Source organism: Chelatococcus sp. YT9 (assembly GCF_018398315.1).
Taxonomy (GTDB): Bacteria; Pseudomonadota; Alphaproteobacteria; order Rhizobiales; family Beijerinckiaceae; genus Chelatococcus.
This window is the reverse complement of sequence record NZ_JAHBRW010000001.1, coordinates 799,147-822,078: the sequence shown is the minus strand read 5'-3', so window position 1 is coordinate 822,078 and position 22,932 is coordinate 799,147. Positions and strand designations below refer to the sequence as shown.

Genomic DNA, 22,932 nt, shown 5'->3' with positions numbered 1-22,932 from the left:
GGAGAAGCACGCGCTTTTCAAGCGCTAATCCATCGCCAAGGAGGCGACAGCCACGAGATGGCGGGGCAGGCGGCGTGGCGCCACAAAAACTGCGTCGAAGCGCAGCGTCATCCCGGCGGCCCATGGGTTATGTGACAACCAGTGGCGTGCCGCCCGGCCGAGCCGGCGTCGCTTGTCGGAGGTAATCGCCACGCGGGCGTCGTCCAGCTCGCGGCGCGCCTTCACCTCGACAAAGACGATGGTGCGGCCGCGCTTGGCAACAAGATCGATCTCGCCGCCCAGGGCCGCGTAACGGCGGGCGATGATCCGGTAGCCTTTGATCATCAAAAGGAGCGCGGCGAGCCTCTCACCGCCCAGCCCGCGCCGGTGGGAGACGAGGCGCTGGCGGGGTGGCACCGCTGTCATGCGTCGTCTGCTTCCGCGTCGGTCTCGGCACGATCCTTGGCGCCCGCCGCAAGCGTGAGTGCGCGCGCGTAAACTTCACGCTTGGGCAGGCCGGTATCCGCCGCGACGATGGCCGCTGCATCTTTCAGCGAATGAACTCGAAGAGCCGCCTCGATCCGCGCGTCGAGGTCACCGGCCGCTCCCTTCTCGCCGGCATCGGGCGGCCCGATGATGACGACGATCTCGCCTTTCGGCGGCCCCTCGGCCCCGTATTCCTGCGCCAGACTCATCAGCGTGCCGCGCCGGACCGTCTCGAACAGCTTGGTCAGTTCGCGCGCGACGGCCGCCGGCCGATCGCCCAGCACATGCGCGGCATCAGTGAGCATGGCCGCCAAGCGGCGAGGCGATTCGAAGAAAACGAGGCTTCCCGGCACTGCGGCGAGAGCGGCGAAGCGGCTGCGACGGCCGGCGCTTTTCTGTGGCAGGAAGCCCTCAAAGAAGAAGCGGTCACTCGGCAGGCCGGATACGACGAGTGCGGTCAGGACGGCCGAGGCGCCGGGCACGCTCGTCACGGCGATGCCTTCCTCAAGGACCGACGCGACGAGCTTGTAGCCCGGGTCCGAGACGAGCGGCGTACCGGCGTCGGAGACGAGGGCCAGTGCCTCGCCGGCTCTCAGGCGAGCTAGAATCTGGGGGCGCATCTGCGCCGCATTGTGCTCGTGGTAGGGAACCAGTGGCGTCGAGATGCCGTAGTGAGCGAGCAGCGTCTTGGTGACGCGGGTATCCTCGGCCAGAATGGCATTGGCTGCGGCAAGCGTTGCAAGGGCGCGGAAGGAGATATCCTTCAGGTTGCCGATCGGCGTAGCGACGAGATGCAGGCCCGGATTGAGCTTTTCCGCTTCGGCGGCAAGGCCGAAGGCGGTGAAGCTGTGGGCACGCTGGCGAGGGCCTTGTTGCTGCGGCACGGGTCGCTCGCCGTTCATGGTCATGTCTCCAGGTGTTTATGCTCCGCATGGGCTCGCATGGGGAAAGCCACGATAGTCGATATGCGGGGTATGGGAAGAAGCTGTTTACTATCACTCTCAAAGCTTGAGTGATTCGCTCTCGGTTGCTTTTATGGTTTATAGGCCCCGCAGGGTATCTGACCACGCCCTCACGGGCCGATGAAAGGGATGTTCAAGGATTTGCCGGTGTTGCGCAGCCTGAAAGACACTTTCGCGCCGCTTCTCACGCGGACTTCATCCGTGACCCGCAGATGGGTGCCGCGCCTCGGCGTGGTTGCCCTCTCCGGGATGCTCAGCGCCTGTTCGGGTGGACTGGGCGGCCTTGTCGGCGGTGGGGAGGGCGGGCCTGCCCTCGGCTCCAGCAACGTGCCGGGCACGGTGATCGGCCAGGGATCGGTCAAGGTGGCGCTGCTCCTGCCGCTGTCCGCGTCCGGGCAGGGGGGGCAGGCGGCGCAATCTCTGCGCAACGCGGCCGAGCTCGCCTATTCCGAGTTCAACAACCCCGACATGCAGATTCTGGTCAAGGATACCCGCGGTACGGCCGAGGGAGCCCGCGCTGCGGCCCAGTCCGTCATCAGTGAAGGCGCGGAGCTCATCATCGGGCCGCTTTTCGCCGCGGAGGTTCAAGCCGTCGCCCAGGTGGCGAAGCCGGCGGGCAAACCGGTCATCGCTTTTTCCACGGACGCCAACGTCGCCTCGCGCGGCGTCTATCTCTTGTCCTTCATGCCGCAGACCGAGATCAACCGCATCGTCACCTTCGCGGCGCAGCAGCGGCGTCGGTCCTTCGCCGCGTTCGTGCCCGACACGGCCTATGGCACTGTCGCGGAAGCCGCCTTCCGGACAGCGGCCGCCTCGGCGCGCGTCCAGGTTGGTCTCGTCGAGCGCTTCCCAACGGACAACGCGCGTATGCGCGAAGCGGCTCAACGCGTGGCCGCGGCGGCCTCAGGCGCCAATCCCCAGGTCGATACCATTTTCCTGCCCGATGGTGGGGCGAGCCTGGCGTCCGCAGCGCAGGCCTTGCAGACGGCGGGCGTGAACGGCGCGCGCGTCAAGCTCGTGGGCACTGGTATATGGAATGATCCGCAGGTGCTCGCCTTGCCTACGATGCAGGGAGGCTGGTTCGCCGCTCCGGATTCGGCGGGCTTTGCTGCCTTCTCGCGGCGCTATTCCGCCCGTTTCAACGCGGAGCCAGTCCGCATCGCGAGCCTCAGCTACGATGCGGTGTCGTTGGCGGCTGCGCTTGTACGAACGCAGGGATCGCAGCGCTTCAGTGAGCAGGTCTTGACCAACCCTTCCGGCTTCGCCGGTGCGGACGGTGTGTTCCGTTTCCTGTCGGACGGCACCAACCAGCGTGCGCTGGCCGTGCTTGAAATTCGCAATGGCGCCGCGGTGACGGTGAGTCCGGCGCCACGCGAGTTGAAGCCGGACAGCTGATCAGGCCGCGATGTCGGCGATGACCGCATTGAGGACGGGAAAGCCGGCAGGGCTGACCGAGATGCGTTCGTCCGGGTGGCGGATGATGAGCCCGTGTTCGAGGAGACCGGCGACGCGCTCCGGATTGAGAGCACGGCCTGACAAGGCAGCGTAGCGGCGGGGATCAATCCCCTCCGTGAGCCGCAAGCCCATGAGCAGGTACTCGTCGCCCTGCGCTTCCGGCGTCAAAATTTCCACGTCGGCGAGGCCGTGGCCTTGTGTCTCCACTTTTTCCAGCCAGGTTTCGGGGACAAGCTCCGTTTCCATGGCGAGACGACCCTGCGCGGTGACGAGGCGGCCATGGGCGCCGGGGCCGACCCCTGCATATTCGCCATAGCGCCAATAGACCAGATTGTGCCGGCACTGGGCGCCGGCGGCCGCATGGTTGGAGATCTCATAGGCCGGCAGACCATGGGCGGCACAGACCTCCTGAGTCACGTCATAGAGCGCACGGCCAACCTCATCGTCCGGCACGACGAGCTTGCCAGCCTGATGAAGCCTATGAAACCACGTGCCGGGTTCGATGGTGAGCTGGTAGAGCGAAAGATGTTCGGCGGCACGCGCGATGGCTTCCTTGAGCTCGGCGGCCCAGGCGACTGGCGTGTGATTGGGGCGCGCATAGATCAGATCGAACGAAAAGCGGTCGAAGATCGAGGCGGCGATACCGACCGCGCCCATGGCCTCCGCGGCCGTATGCCGACGTCCAAGCGCCTTGAGATCCGCGTCGTTCATCGCCTGCACGCCGAGGGAGACGCGGTTGACGCCGGCGGCCCGGTAGCCGCGAAAACGCTCGGCCTCGACGCTCGTCGGGTTGGCTTCGAGCGAGATCTCAACTTGCGCGTCCACCTGCCAGTGCCGGCCGATCGCGTCGAGGATAGCGCCGACCGTGGCGGGCTTCATGAGCGAGGGCGTGCCTCCGCCGAAAAAGATGGAGGTCACGGTGCGCTTCGGCGCCAGTTCGGCGCGATGGGCTAATTCCCGCGCGAAGGCCGCGACGAAGCGGGCTTCATCCACCGGCGCATGGCGAACGTGGCTGTTGAAATCGCAGTACGGACATTTCGAGGCGCAGAACGGCCAGTGTACATAGACACCGAAGCCCGCGTCCGCTGTTGGATGCATCATGGCCCTTGCTTTGCCGCGAACACCGCCGCCGCGCAAGGGCCAACCCTGTCGCGACCGAACCTGTGATCACGGCAGCCGGGCATTGCGGCGCACTGTTGCGTGTGTCGAACGCAAGCGCCACCGCCGATCCCTCCCCCCAGGGGAGGAGATCTTCGCCTTTTCAGTCGTGCGCCGGCAGGCAGGCCTCGGCAAGCTTCACGAAAGCGCGCGCCCGGTGGGACAGCGCGCCGGTCTTGCTCCAGCCGTGCTTATCCGCGCTCGCCATTTCGCCGAACGTGCGATCATGGCCGTCCGGCTGGAAAATGGGATCGTAGCCGAAGCCGAGTGTGCCGCGCGGTGGCACGATCGTGCCGAACACGCGTCCCTCGAACAGATCTTCGTGGCCGTCCGGCCAGGCGATGACGAGCGCAGATACGAAATGAGCGCGCCGATCGGCGGACGCCACGTCGCGAATGTCGAGCTCATGGGCGATGCGTGCCATGGCCGCGGGAAAATCCTTCGTCGGGCCGGCCCAGCGGGCCGAAAAGATGCCCGGGGCGCCGTCGAGCGCGGCGACGCACAACCCTGAATCGTCGGCGAAGGACGGCAGCCCCGTGGCCTGCGCGGCCGCCCGAGCCTTGAGGGCGGCGTTTTCGGCAAAGGTCGTCCCGGTTTCGTCGGGCTCCGGCAAGTTGAGCTCCCCCGCCGACCGTGCCTCGATGCCGAAGGGCGCCAGAAGCTCACGCATTTCCCGGAGCTTGCCGGCATTATGCGTTGCAATGACAAGCGGCGAGGTGATGGGTCGGGCGGGGGGAATGGGCATGGCTCACATCACCGCGATTTTTTGCAGCTCGACGAGCTTGGAGGTGCCGAGCTTGGCGAGTTTGAGAAGTTCAAGCAGTTCTTCCTCCGAGAAGGGGGTGCCCTCCGCGGTGCCCTGAATCTCGACGATGCCACCTGCGCCGGTGATCACGAAATTGGCATCCGTCTCGGCGGCCGAATCCTCGGGGTAGTCGAGGTCGAGCACGGGCGTGCCCTTGTAAATGCCGCAGGAAACGGCCGCGACATGGTCCTTGAGGGGATTGGTCGCGATAATGGAACGGGCCCGCATCCATGCAAGGCAGTCATGCAGCGCGACCCATGCTCCCGTGATCGATGCGGTGCGTGTGCCCCCGTCCGCCTGCAAGACGTCGCAATCGATGGTGATCTGGCGCTCGCCCAGCGCGGCGAGATCAACGACGGCACGCAAGGAGCGGCCGATCAGACGCTGGATCTCCTGGGTGCGCCCGGACGGCTTGCCGGCCGTGACCTCGCGGCGGGTGCGCTCCAGCGTCGCGCGCGGCAGCATGGAATATTCTGCCGTGACCCAGCCTTTGCCGGAGCCGCGGACCCACATCGGGGGGCGTTCCTCGAGCGAGGCCGTGCACAGCACGTGGGTATCACCGAACTTCACCAGGCATGAGCCTTCGGCGTAGCGCGCGACCGCCCGCTCCAGGGTGACTTTGCGCAATTCGTCCGGAGCGCGTTTGGAGGGCCGCATCCTACAATCTCCCATTGTGCAGCCAGAACGCTGCTCAAAGCAGCTTCTAGAAGCAGCGCCCGTGACACGCAAGCTGATGCCTCACCCCGGCTGATCGCAGGCGGCCGTTGTGGTGGATGACCGGGAGGGATGGGCGGGTGCTGCTTGTGTTTGCCCCCTCTCCATCCCCATAATCTAGGGAACGCGTTCGAGGTGGGCTGCCTGGAAACGCGGAGTGGAATGGAAGGTTGAGACAATACATGAGTGCACCAATGAGCCCCCCTCTTTCCGAGGCTGAAGGCAAGGGCGTGCTCGTCGATATCAACGAACGCTCCCGCGAGATTTTCAAGCAGATCGTGGAGAGCTACCTTGCAACGGGTGAGCCGGTCGGCTCGCGCAACCTGTCGCGCATCATCCCGATGGCCCTGTCGCCGGCCTCCGTGCGGAATGTGATGGCCGATCTTGAACATGCGGGTTTGCTCTACTCGCCGCATACCAGCGCCGGCCGTCTGCCGACCGAACGTGGGCTGCGCTTCTTCGTCGATGCGCTCCTTGAAATCGGCGACCTCGGCATGGAAGATCGGGCGCGCATCGAGGCCGAGGTGAAGGCCCATGGCGCCGAATCCTCTTTGGACGCGGCGTTGAGCCAGACGATGTCAGCGCTGTCCGGGCTGTCGCGCGGGGCAGGGGTCGTCGTCACAACCAAGCAGGATGCGCCGCTCAAGCACATCGAGTTCGTCCGTCTGGACCCCAGCAAGGCCCTCGTCGTGATGGTCGCGGAAGACGGGAAGGTTGAGAACCGTGTGCTCGACCTGCCCCCCGGCTTGCCCACGGCCGCGCTGATCGAGGCCGGCAATTTCCTCAATGCCCATATCCGCGGTCGAACGCTGGCCGACGCCAAGCGAGAGATCGAGCGCGCCCGCGAGGCTATGGAGCGGGAGCTCGACGCCATCACCGCGCGCCTTGTGGAGGCTGGACTTGCGACCTCGGTAGGCCCGGCCGACAGCCGCCAGCTCATCGTGCGCGGTCAGGCGAACCTGCTCGACGACTTGCGCGCTGCCGAGGACCTTGAGCGCATCCGCTTGTTGTTCGACGATCTCGAGACCCAGAAGGAGGTCATTGACCTCCTCGCTCGTGCGGAACAGGGCGAGGGGGTGCGCATCTATATCGGTTCGGAGAACAAGCTGTTCTCGATGTCCGGCTCCTCGATGATCGCGGCTCCCTTCCGCGACGGCTCGCAGCGCATCGTCGGCGTCGTCGGGGTCATCGGACCGACGCGGCTGAATTACGCGCGCATCGTGCCGATGGTCGACTATACCGCGAAGATCGTTTCAAGCCTGCTCGACGCCCGCCGGACTTGAAGAGCTAGTCGGCCCGAGGCGCTTGAAAAAGAAGGTCGTCGGAGCGAGCGCACCGGCCGGTGTATGGGAGTGGTCCGGCACGACGCCGTATTCCGTCCAACCGCAGCGGCGGTAGAGCCGTTCTCCAGCACTGCCGCTTGCGGTGTCGAGCATCAGGAGCGTGCGGCCGTTGGCAAGGGCCGCCTGTTCCGCGGCTGTCAGCAGTCTCGCGCCGAGGCCTTGGCGGCGCGCATCCGAATGGACAAGCATCTTGCCGATCTCGGCGCGATGTGGCGCGTTGGGCTGCGGAGCGAACGTCAAGACGACAGTGCCGAGGAGACGCCGCCCATCGTCCGCCACGAAGAGAAGCCGCGTGCCTTCGCCGAGACCGGGAAACTGCCCGCGCCAGAACGCGAGAGCATCGGCATGGTCGAAGTCCGCCATGAAATTGACTGAGGCACCCCCGACCACCGCATCGACCAGGAGATCCGCAAGTTCACCTTCGCGTGTCTCGGCCTCGCGCCGGTCGATGGCTCTTATGGCGATGTCGAATGGCTTGCCCGTCATCATTAGCCCCGCGTACTGACGCTTCCCTCATACCACGCCCGGCGGGCGTTGTATGAGGGGTGGCGTTGCGGGACTTCGGCGCCGCCCCAAACCCGCGCTTACATGGCGTCCCGGCCGCGCAGAATCGGGCTCGCCCGATCGGGTTCCCTCTTGGCGCGGCGGGAGCGCACTGCTATGTGCCGGGCATGAGCGAGCAACCCATCGACACCATCCGCAACTTTTCCATCGTCGCGCATATCGACCATGGCAAATCGACGCTGGCCGACCGTCTGATCCAGATGACGGGCGCCCTGTCGGATCGCGAGATGTCCGAGCAGGTGCTCGACTCCATGGATATCGAGCGCGAGCGCGGCATCACCATCAAGGCGCAGACCGTGCGCCTGGAATATCCGGCCAAGGATGGCAAGACCTATATCCTGAACCTGATGGACACGCCCGGCCACGTGGACTTCGCCTATGAGGTGTCGCGGTCGCTGGCCGCGTGCGAGGGCTCGCTCCTCGTCGTCGACGCTTCCCAAGGCGTCGAGGCGCAGACGCTCGCCAATGTCTATCAGGCCATCGAGGCCGGCCACGAGATTGTGCCTGTGCTCAACAAGGTGGACCTACCAGCCGCCGAGCCGGACCGTGTCAAGGAACAGATCGAGGAAGTGATCGGGCTCGACGCGTCCGACGCCATCCCCATCTCGGCGAAGACCGGTGTCGGCATTCCCGATGTTCTGGAAGCCATCGTGACCCGCCTTCCGCCGCCAAAGGGCGACCGCGCGGCTCCCCTCAAGGCGCTGCTCGTCGACAGCTGGTACGATGCCTATCTCGGGGTCGTCGTGCTCGTTCGCATTGTCGATGGCGTGCTCAAGAAGGGCATGAACATCAAGCTGATGGGCACCAATGCCATCCACGGCGTCGACAAGATCGGCGTGTTCCGTCCGAAGATGGTTGATGTCGCTGAGCTCGGCCCGGGCGAGGTGGGCTTCCTCACCGGCTCCATCAAGGAAGTGGCGGACACGGCCGTCGGCGACACCATCACCGACGCCAAGCGTCCCTGCGCGGAACCGCTGCCCGGCTTCAAGCCGGTGCAGCCGGTGGTGTTCTGCGGGCTCTTCCCGGTCGATGCCGCCGATTTCGAGAACTTGCGCGCCGCCATGGGCAAGCTCCGGCTCAATGACGCGAGCTTCAGCTACGAGATGGAGACCTCGGCGGCGCTCGGTTTCGGCTTCCGCTGCGGCTTCCTCGGACTGCTGCATCTCGAGATCATCCAGGAACGCCTGGAACGCGAGTTCAACCTCGACCTCATCTCCACCGCCCCGTCGGTCATCTACAAGCTGCAGATGCGGGATGGTTCCGAGATCGAGCTGCACAACCCGGCCGACATGCCGGACGTGATGAAGATCGAGGAGATCGAGGAGCCGTGGATCCGCGCCACCATCCTCACGCCGGACGACTATCTCGGCTCGGTGCTGAAGCTCTGCCAGGACCGCCGTGGCGAACAGGTGGATCTCAACTACGTCGGCAAGCGCGCCATGGTGACCTATGACCTGCCCCTCAACGAGGTGGTGTTCGATTTCTACGATCGCCTGAAGTCGATCTCCAAGGGCTACGCCTCCTTCGACTACCAGATTACCGAATATCGTCCCGGCGATCTCGTGAAGATGTCGATCCTCGTCAATGCCGAGCCCGTCGATGCCCTCTCCATGCTCGTGCACCGTGCGCGCGCCGAGTCCCGCGGCCGTGCGATGTGCGAGAAGCTGAAAGAGCTTATCCCGCCGCATCTCTTCGTCATTCCGATCCAGGCGGCCATCGGCGGCAAGATCATCGCCCGTGAGACGGTGCGGGCGCTGCGCAAGGACGTCACCGCGAAGTGCTATGGCGGCGACGCCAGCCGCAAGCGCAAGCTTCTCGACAAGCAAAAAGAGGGCAAGAAGCGCATGCGGCAGTTCGGCAAGGTCGAAATCCCGCAGGAAGCCTTCATTGCCGCACTGAAGATGGATAGCTGAGGGGTTTTTCCGCGGTCATTACTCTCTGGTCATTTCCGGGGCCACGCGCAGCGTGGAGCCCCGGAATCCATGAACGCGACATTGGCAATTGATTGGCGGCGGTGTTCATGGATCCCGGACAGCCGCTGTGCGGCTTCCGGGATGACCCGGGCCGGGATGATGGTCGTCTCACTCAGCAATTGAGTGTTTCGTAGAGATCCCGCCAGAGCAGGATTTTGTGAAGGCGAGCCACACTTGTGTCCTCCATGCTGAAGGCCGCAATGGCCGCTATCCCCCTTCCCATCGACGACGCGCTTCCGGCGCTGACGCGCCATCTCCGCGCCGCGCCGAACGCGGTGCTCGTCGCGCCGCCCGGCGCGGGCAAGACGACGCGGGTGCCGCTCGTCCTCATCGGCGAGCCGTGGGTGGCGGGAGGGCGCATCATCCTGCTCGAGCCGCGACGGCTCGCCGCGCGGGGGGCGGCTGGGAGGATGGCGGCGACGCTCGGCGAGGCGGTGGGGGAGACGGTCGGCCTGCGCGTGCGCCTCGGCTCGAAGATCGGGCCCAAGACGCGCATCGAGGTGGTGACGGAGGGCGTCTTCACCCGGATGATCCTCGATGATCCCGAATTGGCGGGTATTGCCGCCGTTCTCTTCGACGAGTTCCACGAGCGATCGCTCGACGCCGACTTCGGCCTGGCGCTGGCGCTCGATGCGCAAGCGGGTCTGCGGCCGGACCTGCGTATTCTTGTCATGTCCGCCACGCTGGATGGCGCCCGCGTCGCGCGGCTTCTCGGCGATGCGCCTGTCGTCGAGAGCGAGGGCCGGGCCTTTCCGGTCGAGACGCGCTATCTCGGGCGCGATCCCGATCGCCGCATCGAGGATGAGGTCACGGATGCGGTGATGCGCGCGCTCCGCGCCGAGCCGGGCTCGCTGCTCGTCTTCCTGCCGGGGCAGGGCGAGATCCGCCGGGTCGAGGAGCGGCTTGCCCAACGCATCATCGATCCTGCGGTCGACCTTGCGCCGCTCTATGGCGCCTTGGACCGCTCGGCGCAGGACAAGGCGATCGAGCCCGCCGCGCCCGGGCGCCGCAAGATCGTGCTGGCCACCTCCATCGCCGAGACGTCGCTGACCATCGACGGCGTGCGCGTGGTGATCGATTCCGGCCTCGCGCGGGTGCCACGCTACGAGCCGAATATCGGGCTCACCCGGCTTGAGACCGTGCGCGTGTCGCGCGCAGCCGCGGACCAGCGGCGAGGGCGCGCGGGCCGCACCGAGCCCGGCGTCTGCTACCGGCTGTGGGAGGAGGCCGCTACCGGCGCGCTGGAAGCCTTCGCCAAGCCGGAGATCCTGGCGGCGGATCTCGCGCCGCTCCTGATCGCCTCGGCGGCCTGGGGGGTGGCCGATCCCACGGCGCTCGCCTTTCTCGATCCGCCGCCGAAGCCAGCGCTCGGCGAGGCCCGGCGCCTCCTCGCCGATCTCGATGCGCTCGATGCCGATGGGCGCCTCACCGAGACGGGCAGGCGTTTGCAGGCTCTGCCGCTCCCGCCCCGGCTCGCCCGCATGGTGATCGCCGCGGCGGGGGGTGGGCAGGCGGGCCTGGCCGCCGACATCGCGGCTGTTCTGGTGGAGCGCGGGCTCGGTGGCACGGGGACGGATCTCACTGAGCGTCTCGGCCGCTTTCGCAGCGAGCGCTCGCCGCAAGCGCGCGATATGCGCCGGATGGCTGAAGGCTGGGCGAAGTCGGTTCCATCTGGGCGGCCGCAGGGTGAGCCCGGCGACGCCGGCGCTTTGCTCGCGCTCGCCTTTCCCGATCGTATCGCCAAGGCGCGGGGGAAGCCGGGTGAATTCCTGATGGCCAATGGGCGCGCAGCGGCGCTCGATGCGGCTGATGCCCTGGCGCGGTCCCCCTATCTCGCCATCGCCGAGATTGCCGGCGGCGGGGCGACCGCGCGCATTCTTCTCGCCGCGCCGCTCACGCTGGAGGCTATCGAGCATCTGGCGGGAGACCGCATCGTCACCGCGACGGAGGTCACCTTTGACAGGCAGGCGCGAGCGCTCAGGGCGCGGGAAACGCGGCGGCTCGACGCGCTCGTGCTCGGCGAGCGGCCCTTGCCGGTGCCGGCGGACGAGGCGACGGCCGCCATTCTCGCAAAAGGCATCGCCGGCCTGGGGCTCGGCGCGCTGCCCTGGACCAAGGCGATCAGCCAGTGGCGCGAGCGGGTGATGTTTCTGGCACGCGCTGAGGGCGGGGAATGGCCGGACCTGTCCGATGCCGCGCTCACGGCCGGCATTGCGGACTGGCTCGGCCCGCATCTCCTCGGCAGGACCGGCCTGTCCGCCATCTCGGCGTCAGACCTCGACGGCGCGCTCAAGGCGCTTCTGCCCTGGGACCTTCAGCGGCGGCTGGAGGCCGAGGCGCCGACCCACGTCACGATGCCGACCGGCTCCAACATCCCGGTCGACTATGGCGGGGAGGAGGGGCCGGGCATCGCCGTGCGTGTGCAGGAACTGTTCGGGCTCGCCAAGCATCCCACGCTTGCCGGCGGACGGGTTCCGCTGGTGCTGCACCTGCTCTCGCCAGCCCACCGGCCGATCCAGATCACCCGTGATCTACCCGCCTTCTGGCGCGGCTCGTGGGCTGACGTGCGCAGCGACATGCGCGGTCGCTATCCCAAGCACCCCTGGCCGGAGGACCCGCTCAATGCGGCGCCGACGACGCGAGCCAAGCCCCGGGGCACATAGCTGGCCCCGCGCGGGGTCGATCACACATGGGGCTGGATTGCCGCGAGCACCATCTCCGCCGTAACTGGGTTCAACGCCATGGCGATATCGTAGACGAGGCCAAGGCGTGTCAGTGCCTTGACATCAACGTCATGCGGCAGCGGCGAGAGGGGATCGACGAAGAAAATGAGGGCATCGATACGCCCTTCCGCGATCAGGGCGCCGATCTGCTGGTCGCCGCCGAGCGGGCCACTTTTCAGCCGCTGCACCTGGAGTTCCGGGCAACGCTCCATGACGCGCCCGCCGGTGGTGCCCGTGGCGAAGAGGTCGCAGGCGGAGAGCTTGAGCCGGTGAGCCGCCGCGAAATCCGCCATTGCGTCCTTTTTTGCATCATGGGCGACGAGAGCGATGGCGGTGCGACGCATGGGAAGTCCATTCCGGATACAAGGGGCATTATCGGGGAAAAGATAGCCTCGCACGTTGGCGAGGGAAACCACGACGCGGGGTGTCTTTCTTAAGTTGGCCCCAGCGGTCGTAAAGTGATCGAACCGTCTTCACAGGTTCGGGCGCGATGCTCTAAAAGGCCGTACAACTTTAGTCGGGTAAAAATCGAGGGAGGCGAGGGATGAGCGCGGCGAGCCGTGACGGTCGGATATCGACGAAGGATATCAGCGTGCGTAGCGCGGCCAATCCGATCGTCGCCCTGACGGCTTATACCATGCCGATGGCCAAACTCCTCGATCCCCATTGCGACCTCATCCTGGTTGGGGATTCGCTCGGGATGGTGGTCTATGGCATGGACTCGACGCTCGGCGTCACCCTCGACATGATGATCGCCCATGGCAAGGCGGTGATGCGCGGCGCCGCGCGTGCCTGCGTGGTGGTCGACATGCCCTTCGGCAGCTATCAGGAATCGCGCGAGGTCGCGTTCCGCAACGCTGCCCGCATCATGGCCGAGACCGGCTGTTCCGCCGTCAAGCTGGAGGGCGGGGTGGAGATGGCCGAGACAGTGGCCTTTCTCGTCGCGCGCGGCATCCCGGTGCTGGGGCATGTCGGGCTTAAGCCGCAGTCGGTGCATAGCCATGGCGGTTTCCGCGTGCAGGGCCGCGATGAGGCAATGGCCCAGGCCATCCGCCGGGACGCCGAGGCGATCGCAGCGGCAGGTGCCTTCGCGGTCGTTCTGGAGGGGACGGTAGAGCCTTTGGCGCGCGCCATTGCGGCGGATCTCGCCGCGCCGGTGATCGGTATTGGCGCCTCGCCTGCTTGCCAGGGGCAGATCCTCGTGAGCGAAGACATTCTCGGGCTCTATGGCGAATTCACGCCAAAATTCGTGAAGCGCTATGCCGAACTCGGCGCTGCCGCCAGTGAGGCGGTCGCCGCCTATGCGCGTGACGTCCGCGCCCACGCCTTTCCAGGGCCGGAGCATTGCTTCGGCGTGGCTCTGGCCCAAGCCGCCGCGAAGGTCAAGCCCGCAGGCAAGATCAAAGCCCCCGACAAGGCCAAAGCTTCAGCCAAGAGTTCTGCCAAGACGCCTGGCAAGACGCCCGTCAAGGCTCCCGCCAAGGCCCCCAGATAGTCGGATGGACCCCCATGTGTGCAGCCGTGTCACCACAGCCCGCGATCGCCGAAACCGTTGCCGCGCTGCGCACTATCGTGCGGGGCTATCGCGCCGCAGGACAGACGGTCGCTCTTGTGCCGACCATGGGGGCTCTGCATGAAGGCCATCTCCAACTGGTTCGCGAAGGCCGCAGATCTGCTGACCGGGTGATCGCCACGATATTCGTCAATCCTACGCAGTTCGGGCCGAACGAAGACTTCGCGCGCTATCCCCGCGACCGGGATGGCGACCTTGCCAAGCTGGCGAGTGCTGGCGCCAATGCCGTCTTCTTGCCGACCGTCGCGGTGATGTATCCGCCGGGCTTCGCCACCACGGTGACTGTCAGCGGTGTCAGCGAAGGCCTCTGCGGGGCATTCCGGCCGGGACATTTCGCAGGTGTCGCCACGGTGGTGACCAAGCTTCTCCTTCAGGCGTCCCCGGATGTGGCGCTATTCGGCGAAAAAGACTATCAGCAGCTCCAGGTCATCAAGCGGTTCGCGCGGGATCTCGACATTCCGGTGCAGATTCGCGGCGTGCCGACGATCCGCGAGGCTGACGGCCTCGCATTGTCCTCTCGGAACGCCTATCTCACGCCGGCCGAGCGCGCAGTTGCGCCGCGGCTGCACGGGCTTCTCGATGAGATCGCGGAGAAGCTCCAGGCGGGGCAGGATGCCGCGCCCTTGCTGGCGGCCGGGATGGATCGCCTGCGGGAAGCTGGTTTCGAACCCGTGCAGTATCTGGCTTTCGTGGATGCGGAAACGCTCGCGCCGCTCGACCGGGCGGAGCGCCCGGGCCGGCTGCTGGTCGCCGCCTATCTCGGCAAGACAAGGCTGATCGACAATGTCGCCGTGCTGCCGCGCGGCGCGTGACGATTTCCTGAGACCGAATTTTAGGTCATCAAGTCAGGTGCGGCGCGCCTAACTACGTTTTTCTCATCCGCCGCGCTGATCCCTCCCCTTCAGGGGAGGGGGCGCCGGGTGGGGCCACCTGACGCTGACCCGACGGCAATATTGGCAGGCCTGGAAGCCTCGGCTCAAGTCGCGTGATTCACCCGTCCTCGCTGGCGCGAGGTCACCCTCCCCTGAAGGGGAGGGACCGGTGGCGGTTCTCCACGTCACCCCGGAGGGTTTCCAAGTTACCCGGGAGGAAGCTGCTGTTCCAGGCTGATCGCTGCGCGATGGCCCCGAATGATCGCGCGTCAGTTACCCATGCGCTGGTTCCACATGCGCTCGCCGACGAGGCAGCCCGTGCGCCCCTGTCCGTTGGCCGGGGCACGTTCGACGCGCGGCTGAGCCTGGGCGAACTGAGGCGTTGGAGCGACGATGCCAGCCTGTTGGATCAGCGGCGCGATACGACCGAACTCGTTCTTCGGCGTCTGGTCGCTGTCAGCGATCTCAGTCACCAGCTTGGTGCGGATCACGTTGCTGAACTGCTGCAACTCCCGCAGTTGCACCATGAATGCGCCGACGCCACCGATGACGCAGTCTCGATAGTAGCCATCAAGATCGGAGATATCGGTATATCCCGGCCTTTTCAGCAGGATCGGCAGGCCGTTGATGGTGATACCCTGCGCAATCGCCTCGTCGCGTGCATCAGTCACGGCGCGCCCCTCGTTGTTCGGTCCATCGCCCGAAACGTCGATCACCCGCCGCATCGCCTTGATCCCGCCCGTGTTGAACAGCGCGGCCGAGAAATCGATGCCGCCCGAGATGGACGTGCGGAAGGCGCGTCGTATTGGCGCATTCGACAGAACTTCGACAAAGGAATCCGCGCTTTCAGGGCCCTCGATGATGCGCCAGGGCACTATGACGTCCTGGCTGCGCTGTCCGGCCCACTCCACATAGGTGACGGCGATGCGGCCGACGGCGCCCTTGCCGATTGCCTCGAGCACCTCACGCGAGCGCAGGGCGTCCATGTAGCCTTGTCGCTGCAGTTTCTGCTCGTCTTCGTCCATGGAGTAGGATATGTCGACGGCAAGAACGAGCGCGAGGTCAACCTCCTGCTCGGCCGCTTGTACTGGCTCGGCCATCAGGCCGATCATCCCACAGGCAATGAGAGTACCCGTGAGGAACAAGCTGCCAAGCCGCAGCTTTTCGCATACACGTGCCAACATCGTGCCCGCCCTCAAGTCTTTGTTGAGGCGAAAGACGATAGTGTGACACCAACGGCAGACGACGCCAAGTTGCTTGATGCAGCACGGCCTTATCGATCACGCCCTTGTGTGTGTGCAATCCTGTATTGCCATTGCAATGAGCGCCAATGCTTTGGCGAAAACTTCGTCAACTGTCAGATCTGACGTATCCAGCACCTGCGCATCCGGCGCTGCGCGCAATGGCGCGTCCGCGCGGTTGGCGTCGCGCGCGTCGCGAATGCGAATATCGGCAAGGATTTCAGCCTCGTTGGACCGCTCCCCGCGATTGTTCAGCTCAAGCGCGCGCCGTTTCGCCCGCACTTCGGGACTGGCGGTCACGAACAGTTTAACGTCCGCGTCCGGACAGATCACCGTGCCGATGTCGCGTCCGTCCAAAACGGCGCCCTGCGGCGCTGCGGCAAAGGTGCGCTGGAAGGCAACCAGGGCGGCGCGCACCCGCGGCTGTGCGGCCACGACAGAGGCGGCTTCGCCCATCGCCCGCTCGCGCAAGCGGGGATCATCGAGCAATGCGGGTGAGAGAGCCTGCGCCGCGCGCTCAGCGGCAGCTTCGTCGTCGAGCGGCTCACCGCGATCAAGCAAGGCCATCGCTACGCCACGGTAGAGAAGCCCGGTGTCGAGATGGGGGAGGTTGAAATGGGCCGCGAGCCGCTTCGCGAGGGTGCCTTTCCCTGAGGCAGCCGGGCCGTCTATCGCCAGGATCATCACGGTCAGCCGAGATTTGCGCCGAGCCGGCGCATCAGCGGCACGAAGCTCGGGAAGCTGGTGGCGATCATGCCCGCGTCGTCGATGGCCATCCCCTCCCTGGCGCCAAGTCCGAGCACGAGGAACGACATCGCGATGCGATGGTCGAGATGGGTGGCGGCCGTCCCGCCGCCGCGAACGCCCGCTGGCGTGCCGCCGACTCCTTCCACGATCAGGTCATCGTCCTCGATCCGCGCCTTGATACCCGCAGCGAAGAGACCCTCGGCAACCGCCGCCAGCCGGTCCGATTCCTTCACGCGCAATTCCGAGAGCCCCCGCATGCGCGTCTCGCCGCTGGCGAAGGCCGCCGCGACGGCCAGGATCGGATACTCGTCGATCATCGAAGGGGCCCGCTCAGCAGGAACGTCCACACCCTTTAGAGGGCCAAACCGCACCTCGAGGTCCGCCACCTCCTCACCGCCGTCTGTGCGATGATTAAGGAGGGTGATATCGGCGCCCATCTCGATGAGCGTGGTCACGAGGCCGGTTCGCAGCGGATTGGTCATCACGCCTTGCAGAATGACCTCAGATCCTGGCACCACGAGGGCTGCCACGAGCGGGAAGGCCGCAGAGGATGGATCGGCCGGCACGGCGACCGGAGCCGCGCGCAGCTCGGGCTGGCCCTTCAGAGCAATGCGGCGTCCGTGGGTGCCGGCGGCGGTGACCTCCACCTCTGCGCCAAAATGGCGCAGCATTCGCTCGGTGTGATCGCGCGACGCCTCCTGCTCGATCACGGTCGTCGTTCCAGGCGCGTTGAGGCCCGCCAGCAGCACCGCTGACTTGATCTGGGCCGAAGGCACCGGTGTCTGGTAGGTGATCGGAATCATCTCCTGCGCGCCACGCAGCGTGATCGGGCAGCGGCCGCCCTGTTCCTCGGAAACAACGGTAGCACCCATCGCCTCCAGGGGGGCGAGGATACGGCGCATCGGGCGTTTGCGCAGCGAGGCATCACCATCGATGGTCGCGGTGATGGAGTGAGATCCCACGACGCCCATGATCAGGCGCGAGCCCGTCCCGGCATTGCCGAAATCAAGCACGTCGGCTGGTTGGATGAGGCCGCCGATGCCCACCCCCGTCACCGTCCAAGCGCCCTCGCCCGTGTGATTCACAGTGGCGCCCAACGCCTTCACGGCGGCAGCCGTGCGCAAGACGTCCTCGCCCTCGAGCAGGCGCGTGATATGCGTCTCACCGACGCTCAGGAGCCCAAAAATCAGCGCACGATGCGAAATCGACTTATCGCCGGGAATCGCAACGCGACCGCGGAGCGACGGCGAGGGGCGGGAGACAAGGGGCGAGGGGCTCGAATGGGACGACACGACAGATCTCGGTGAGGTGGATTGAGAGGGCGAGCCGACGCCCGGCACGATGGGCATTGCCTATCACGGGACTGGGCAACCGTCACCTCGAAGGGGCCTCCCGAGGGTTGTTTCGCACTCTTCTGCGCTAAAATATGCGTCCGAACGCGTTTTCGATTTGACAGGGCGCGGAGCCCCGACTAACGGGATCGCTTCCTTTCCATCGGCGAGAGTGCGATACCGTGGCGAAACCGGAACTCGGCACCAAGCGCGTCTGCCCGACCACAGGCCGCAAATTCTACGATCTGAACAAGGACCCGATTGTGTCCCCCTTCACGGGCGAATCGTTTCCACGTTCAGTTTTTGAGCCTCAGCCCAAGGCCCCGAGCAGGGCCGCGAGCGAGGAAGAGGACGATACGCCCGCCACTGGCGAGGCAGTCGAGCTCGTGTCTCTTGACGAGGCAGACGAGGCCGAGGCCGGCAAGAACCTGCCGGCTGACGACGATATCGAGCTCGATGATGACATCGAGGAGGACGAGACGTTCCTCGCCGAGGACGAGGAATCCGACGACGATGTCAGCGATCTGATCGACGGCGATATCGCCGACGATGAAGAGACTTGAGAAACGTCGCAGGACGTGATTATAGACACGGGCCGCCGATTTGGCGGCCTGAAGCGGGCGTCCCCAAACGCGCTGCTTGAGACGAGTGGGGCCATAGCTCAGTTGGGAGAGCGCTTGAATGGCATTCAAGAGGTCGGCGGTTCGATTCCGCCTGGCTCCACCATCGCCTCGCATATCTTCTGTTGCCCAAGGGGCTGCGCAGTGTGAAAAGGCCTTGAGCCTTTCGATTCGGCTGAGATAAGCCAATCCTAGCGTGCTTCTTGAGACAGTGGGGTCATAGCTCAGTTGGGAGAGCGCTTGAATGGCATTCAAGAGGTCGGCGGTTCGATTCCGCCTGGCTCCACCACTTCCTTCCTTATCCCCCCTCACGACCGACCGATAAGCTGCCGCCGTCTTCGCGGCGGATCGCGGCACGGCCGCGCCCCGTCGCGGCTAGGCGTGACCGGCCGCTCGGAAAGGGTTTTCTGGTCAGCGTGAGGGAGCCTTCGCCCACCGCGGAGACAAAGACGTATAACAACCAGCGGACAGGACCGGCTCGATGCCCTCGATTCTGTGGATAACTGGCTTCTAAAACCCGCCTGCTCGGGCAAAGCGGGCTGAGCGGCGATCAACGCACTCCTCAATGAGCTGAGCGCCTGATCGTTCCTGGTCGGGCAAGCGCACCGTTCCGATTCGAGCTCGCGCCGTTCCTGTTCGACGTCGAAATGCCATCATCAAAGCCACCAAAGCCCCTTTCGCAGGCTGATATTCTTCCACACGTGCAAGCTATGTATGCGTTGAAGGCATAGCCCTTGACCCACGGCGGGCGAGCCGCCATATCGCTCGTGTGATCGGGAGCTCCCCGATTATGGGAGTGCCGTAAGGGCTCCACCACGAAGTGCCTCGCAACAAAGGGCTTCGCTCATGTCTAGGGTACCGTCTCTGTCGTCCCCGTTTCTGCTCGGCTTTGACGAGATCGAGCGCGCATTGGACCGTGTCGCCAAAGCAGCGACGGATGGCTATCCGCCTTACAACATCGAGCGCATTCCCCGTTGCGACAACGAGCCGGAGAAGCTCCGCATTACCTTGGCGGTGGCCGGCTTCACCCAAGACCAGCTCGAGATAACCCTCGAGGAAAACCAGCTTTGCATCCGCGGCCGGCAGGTGGATGACCGCACCAGGCATTTCCTGCATCGCGGGATCGCGGCGCGACAGTTCCAGCGCACGTTCTTTCTGGCCGACGGCATGGAGGTTATGGGCGCGGATCTATCGAATGGCTTGCTGTCGGTCGATCTCGTGCGTCCTGAATCGGAACGTGTGATACGGCGAATCGACATCATCTCCCGTGACGGTGGATGACGCTGTGAAGGTTTTGGGAACGATTTGGGCGCAGCCTGCAGGGATGTTGGCTCGAATAATGCAAGTTTACGACCGCTACTCTAGGGCGCGTTCCGCTCGGGCAGGTGGCACGAGCGACAAGAAGCGGCCCTGGATCAATAGCTTCGGGCATGTCCTGGTTACGACAGGAACCTGTCTCAGGACGGCCCCAGGAGGGCGCGATGACCAATAGTGATGCGTTTGAGTTTATCGGCGACGTTCAGGACAGCGACGCGCTGGCGGCTGCGGGCGAGGGCAAGGTTGCCTATGTGCGTGCCATGCGCTCCGAGGAATTCAACCGCCTGTTTCCACAGGCACCAGAGATTCAGCCGGGCTTGGAGCTTTTCGCCCTGCTAGGGGCGGATGGCACGCCCATCCTCCTGACCGATTCCAGGGACGCGGCCATTGCCAATGCCTGGGAGCACAACCTGGAGCCCATCAGCGTCCACTGACGGGGGTCCGCACGTCCGCTCCGGCGTGAACTGCCATATGGAGCGACGATATTGCAAAGGCGGGCCTTGGGCCCGCCTTTTTCGTTCCGGGAATATCAGGTCGGGCAAGGCCGGCGGAATCAGCCGCGTAGCGTGGCGCCCGTTTTCTTGGCAACGGCGGCGACAACCTTGGCCGAAACCGCTTCGATATCCTGATCTGTCAAGGTCTTCTCTGTCGGCTGGAGCACGATGGCGACGGCCACCGACTTCTTGCCCTCACCCACCCCGGCGCCCTCATAGATATCGAAAACCGAGGTGTCGGTGATCAGGTTGCGTTCGGCACCCTGGACAGCGCGCATGATATCCGCCGCAGCCACGCTGGAATCCACGACGAAGGCAAAGTCGCGCGTCACGGGCTGGAATTCAGGCAGAGCAAGCTTCGGCTTGACCTTGGTCGGTTTCGCTTTGGGCGCGGGCAGCACATCCAGAGTAATCTCGCAGGCGACGATCGGACCCTTGGCATCGAGCGCCGCGAGGACGCGAGGATGGAGCTCACCGAAGGCTCCAATGGTGGCCTTCGGTCCAAATTGCAGCGTCGCCGAGCGGCCGGGATGGTACCAGGCGGGCCCGCCCGAGACGACCTGAACACCGGCGGTCGCGATTCCAAGGGCTGTCAGCAGGCCGAACGCATCGCCCTTCGCGTCAAACACGTCGACGGGCTTTGCCTCGGCGTCCCAACGCCGACCGACTCCGGCTGCATGGGCGGTGCCACGTCGCACAGCAACGGCCGTGATGGTCTGGCCTTCCGGTTCGTCGGAGGCGAAGACCTGGCCTACCTCGAACAGCGCCACGTCGGCGAAGCTGCGGTCAGCGTTCCGCTGCAGCGCCTTCACGAGGCCTGGAATGAGGTTGGGGCGCATGTCGGAGAGGTCTGCGGCGATCGGATTCGCGAGCGCGAGCCGTGGGTCGCCGCCGCCGAAGAGCGTCGCTTCCTCATGGCTGATGAACGACCACGTGACCGCTTCCACGAGCCCACGCGCCGCGAGCGCGCGCTTGGCAAGCCGGGTGCGCTTCTGCAGCAGTGTCAGCACTGGCTCGGCGACGGCGGCATGGAGGCGCGGGAAGGGCGTCGAGGCAACACGGTCAAGCCCTGCGATGCGGATGATCTCCTCGGCGAGATCCGCCTTCCCCTCGATGTCCGGTCGCCAGGACGGCGCATCCACCTGGGCCGTGTCACCTTGATTGTCGACGCTGAAGCCCAGCGCGACGAGGTGCTTCTCCATCTCTCCTTGTGGCAGGTCGAGCCCGCTGAGGCGCTTCACCTCGCTCCAGGGAAACGTGATGGGGGCGTGGGTGTCGCGTATGGCGCCTGCCAGCGTCACCTCCGTTGGCACGCCGCCGCACAGATCAAGAACGAGCCGCGTCGCAAGCTCGATGCCCGGCAGGGTGAAGGCGGGATCGACCCCGCGCTCGAAGCGATAGCGCGCATCGGTGATGATGCCGAGCTTACGGCCGGTCTGCGCGATGTTCAGCGCGTCCCACAGCGCCGACTCGATCAGCACATCGGTCGTGGCCTCATCGCAGCCGGACGCCTCGCCGCCCATGATCCCGGCGAGGGACTCGATGCCGTTGTCGTCAGCGATGACGACCATGCTGGGGTCGAGCTTGTAGGTCTTGCCGTCGAGCGCGAGGATCTCCTCGCCCTCCTCAGCGCGCCGTACGACGAGGTCGCCCTTGACCTTGGCGGCGTCGAACACGTGCAGCGGCCGGCCACGATCGAAGGTGACGTAGTTGGTGATATCGACGAGCGCGTTGATGGGGCGCAGGCCTATGGCCTTCAGCCGCTTCTGCAGCCACTCCGGGGAGGGGCCGTTCTTGACGCCGCGCACGAGCCGCAGGGCGAAGGCTGGCGAGAGATGGATATCGTCTTCCGCGAACGCGAGCGAGACCTCCACCGGGCAGAAGCCCTCGCCGGGAATGGTCGCGACTGGCGGTGTATTGAGGCGCCCCAGCCCCGCCGCCGCGAGATCGCGCGCGATGCCGGCGATGCCGAGCGCGTCGGGACGGTTTGGTGTCACCGCGATTTCGATCACGGCATCGTCGAGCTTCGCCCAGGTGGCGTAGCTGGTGCCCACCGGTGCGTCAGCGGGCAGGTCGATGATGCCATCGTGGTCCTCGGATAATTCGAGCTCGGCCTCAGAGCAGAGCATGCCGTTCGACTCGACGCCACGGATGACGCCCTTGCCGAGGGTGATGTTCTTGCCGGGGATATAGGTGCCGGGTGGCGCGAAGACCGAGATCATGTCCGCGCGGGCATTCGGCGCCCCACAGACCACCTGGATCGGGTTGCCGTCGCCCGTGTCGACCATGCAGACCCGCAGGCGATCGGCATTGGGATGCTGGACCGCCGAGATGACACGCGCGATCACATAAGGCGCAAGCGCCTTGGCCTTGTCCTCGATGCCTTCGACCTCGAGCCCGATGCGGTTGAGGACGGCAGCGACCTCATCAGCGTCAGCCTCGGTGTCGAGATGGTCCTTCAGCCAGGAGAGCGTGAATTTCATAATCTTTCATCCTCTCACCCGTCACCTCGGCTTAGCCGAGGGTGCCGATCAATAGGTCAGGCCTTTGAGATCGGAAGGGCCGGGCCACGCCC

Annotated in this window: 20 protein-coding genes and 2 tRNA genes; 11 read left to right on the top strand and 11 right to left on the bottom strand. The window is 65.5% G+C overall.

What is annotated here, in order from left to right:
* Positions 1-24 precede the first annotated feature (24 nt).
* Positions 25-405 (bottom strand): YraN family protein, encoded by a 381-nt coding sequence (locus KIO76_RS03800; protein WP_213321538.1) that lies wholly within the window; start codon positions 403-405, stop codon positions 25-27.
* A complete protein-coding gene (rsmI, locus tag KIO76_RS03795; protein ID WP_213321537.1) occupies positions 402-1,367 on the bottom strand; it encodes a 16S rRNA (cytidine(1402)-2'-O)-methyltransferase in 966 nt (321 codons plus the stop codon). Before rsmI ends, KIO76_RS03800 begins: the two co-directional genes overlap by 4 nt.
* A gap of 189 nt (positions 1,368-1,556) precedes the next feature.
* Between rsmI and KIO76_RS03790 the strand changes: the two genes are divergently transcribed.
* The gene (locus tag KIO76_RS03790) at positions 1,557-2,822 is read left to right on the top strand and encodes a penicillin-binding protein activator (RefSeq protein WP_213321536.1); all 1,266 of its coding nucleotides are present in this window, start codon (positions 1,557-1,559) and stop codon (positions 2,820-2,822) included.
* Here KIO76_RS03790 and hemW read toward each other — a convergent pair whose 3' ends face one another.
* From hemW to rph, 3 genes are all read right to left on the bottom strand, one after another.
* The gene (gene hemW / locus KIO76_RS03785) at positions 2,823-3,983 is read right to left on the bottom strand and encodes a radical SAM family heme chaperone HemW (RefSeq protein ID WP_213321535.1); all 1,161 of its coding nucleotides are present in this window, start codon (positions 3,981-3,983) and stop codon (positions 2,823-2,825) included.
* A gap of 160 nt (positions 3,984-4,143) precedes the next feature.
* Entirely contained in the window at positions 4,144-4,785 is a 642-nt protein-coding gene (gene rdgB / locus KIO76_RS03780) for an RdgB/HAM1 family non-canonical purine NTP pyrophosphatase (RefSeq protein WP_213321534.1), read from the bottom strand.
* Between the two features lie 3 nt (positions 4,786-4,788).
* Entirely contained in the window at positions 4,789-5,502 is a 714-nt protein-coding gene (rph, locus tag KIO76_RS03775; protein ID WP_213321533.1) for a ribonuclease PH, read from the bottom strand.
* A 251-nt stretch (positions 5,503-5,753) separates the two neighbouring features.
* Between rph and hrcA the strand changes: the two genes are divergently transcribed.
* Positions 5,754-6,842, top strand: a complete 1,089-nt coding sequence (hrcA, locus tag KIO76_RS03770; protein WP_213321532.1) for a heat-inducible transcriptional repressor HrcA — start codon at positions 5,754-5,756, stop codon at positions 6,840-6,842.
* Here hrcA and KIO76_RS03765 read toward each other — a convergent pair.
* Positions 6,813-7,388, bottom strand: a complete 576-nt coding sequence (locus tag KIO76_RS03765) for a GNAT family N-acetyltransferase (RefSeq protein ID WP_249729473.1) — start codon at positions 7,386-7,388, stop codon at positions 6,813-6,815. The genes hrcA and KIO76_RS03765 overlap by 30 nt on opposite strands.
* Before the next feature lie 185 nt (positions 7,389-7,573).
* Here KIO76_RS03765 and lepA point away from each other — a divergent pair, with 185 nt between their 5' ends.
* Both lepA and hrpB read left to right on the top strand, forming a co-directional pair.
* Positions 7,574-9,379 carry a translation elongation factor 4 gene (gene lepA / locus KIO76_RS03760; RefSeq protein ID WP_213321530.1) on the top strand — a complete coding sequence of 602 codons (1,806 nt, stop codon included), beginning with the start codon at positions 7,574-7,576 and terminating at the stop codon, positions 9,377-9,379.
* A gap of 260 nt (positions 9,380-9,639) precedes the next feature.
* Positions 9,640-12,102 (top strand): ATP-dependent helicase HrpB, encoded by a 2,463-nt coding sequence (gene hrpB / locus KIO76_RS03755; RefSeq protein ID WP_213321529.1) that lies wholly within the window; start codon positions 9,640-9,642, stop codon positions 12,100-12,102.
* 20 nt (positions 12,103-12,122) lie between these two features.
* On the opposite strand, the gene KIO76_RS03750 is transcribed toward hrpB, so the two are convergent.
* A complete protein-coding gene (locus tag KIO76_RS03750) occupies positions 12,123-12,506 on the bottom strand; it encodes a methylglyoxal synthase (protein ID WP_213321528.1) in 384 nt (127 codons plus the stop codon).
* Between the two features lie 200 nt (positions 12,507-12,706).
* On the opposite strand from KIO76_RS03750, the gene panB reads away from it, so the two are divergent.
* Complete coding sequence (gene panB, locus KIO76_RS03745; RefSeq protein WP_213321527.1) at positions 12,707-13,657, top strand: 3-methyl-2-oxobutanoate hydroxymethyltransferase; 951 nt, start codon at positions 12,707-12,709, stop codon at positions 13,655-13,657.
* A gap of 14 nt (positions 13,658-13,671) precedes the next feature.
* On the top strand, positions 13,672-14,547 hold the full coding sequence (gene panC, locus KIO76_RS03740) for a pantoate--beta-alanine ligase (RefSeq protein WP_213321526.1): 876 nt from the start codon (positions 13,672-13,674) through the stop codon (positions 14,545-14,547).
* 329 nt (positions 14,548-14,876) lie between these two features.
* Here the strand turns inward: panC and KIO76_RS03735 are convergent, their stop codons facing one another.
* The 3 genes from KIO76_RS03735 to aroA all read right to left on the bottom strand — a co-directional run bounded on the left by KIO76_RS03735 (position 14,877) and on the right by aroA (position 17,887).
* Entirely contained in the window at positions 14,877-15,791 is a 915-nt protein-coding gene (locus KIO76_RS03735) for a DUF1194 domain-containing protein (protein WP_249729472.1), read from the bottom strand.
* 96 nt (positions 15,792-15,887) lie between these two features.
* Positions 15,888-16,532, bottom strand: a complete 645-nt coding sequence (gene cmk / locus KIO76_RS03730) for a (d)CMP kinase (protein WP_213321525.1) — start codon at positions 16,530-16,532, stop codon at positions 15,888-15,890.
* Between the two features lie 5 nt (positions 16,533-16,537).
* The gene (gene aroA, locus KIO76_RS03725) at positions 16,538-17,887 is read right to left on the bottom strand and encodes a 3-phosphoshikimate 1-carboxyvinyltransferase (RefSeq protein WP_213321524.1); all 1,350 of its coding nucleotides are present in this window, start codon (positions 17,885-17,887) and stop codon (positions 16,538-16,540) included.
* 221 nt (positions 17,888-18,108) lie between these two features.
* Between aroA and KIO76_RS03720 the strand changes: the two genes are divergently transcribed.
* From KIO76_RS03720 to KIO76_RS03700, 5 genes are all read left to right on the top strand, one after another.
* Positions 18,109-18,489: a TIGR02300 family protein gene (locus KIO76_RS03720; RefSeq protein ID WP_213321523.1), complete on the top strand. Its 381-nt coding sequence runs from the start codon at positions 18,109-18,111 to the stop codon at positions 18,487-18,489.
* A gap of 87 nt (positions 18,490-18,576) precedes the next feature.
* Positions 18,577-18,652 (top strand) — tRNA-Ala (locus tag KIO76_RS03715).
* 107 nt (positions 18,653-18,759) lie between these two features.
* Positions 18,760-18,835, top strand: a tRNA-Ala gene (locus tag KIO76_RS03710).
* A 557-nt stretch (positions 18,836-19,392) separates the two neighbouring features.
* Positions 19,393-19,827 (top strand): Hsp20 family protein, encoded by a 435-nt coding sequence (locus KIO76_RS03705; protein WP_213321522.1) that lies wholly within the window; start codon positions 19,393-19,395, stop codon positions 19,825-19,827.
* A 200-nt stretch (positions 19,828-20,027) separates the two neighbouring features.
* The gene (locus tag KIO76_RS03700; protein WP_213321521.1) at positions 20,028-20,297 is read left to right on the top strand and encodes a BQ00720 family protein; all 270 of its coding nucleotides are present in this window, start codon (positions 20,028-20,030) and stop codon (positions 20,295-20,297) included.
* Between the two features lie 119 nt (positions 20,298-20,416).
* Here the strand turns inward: KIO76_RS03700 and pheT are convergent, their stop codons facing one another.
* A complete protein-coding gene (gene pheT / locus KIO76_RS03695; protein ID WP_213321520.1) occupies positions 20,417-22,840 on the bottom strand; it encodes a phenylalanine--tRNA ligase subunit beta in 2,424 nt (807 codons plus the stop codon).
* Between the last annotated feature and the right edge of the window lie 92 nt (positions 22,841-22,932).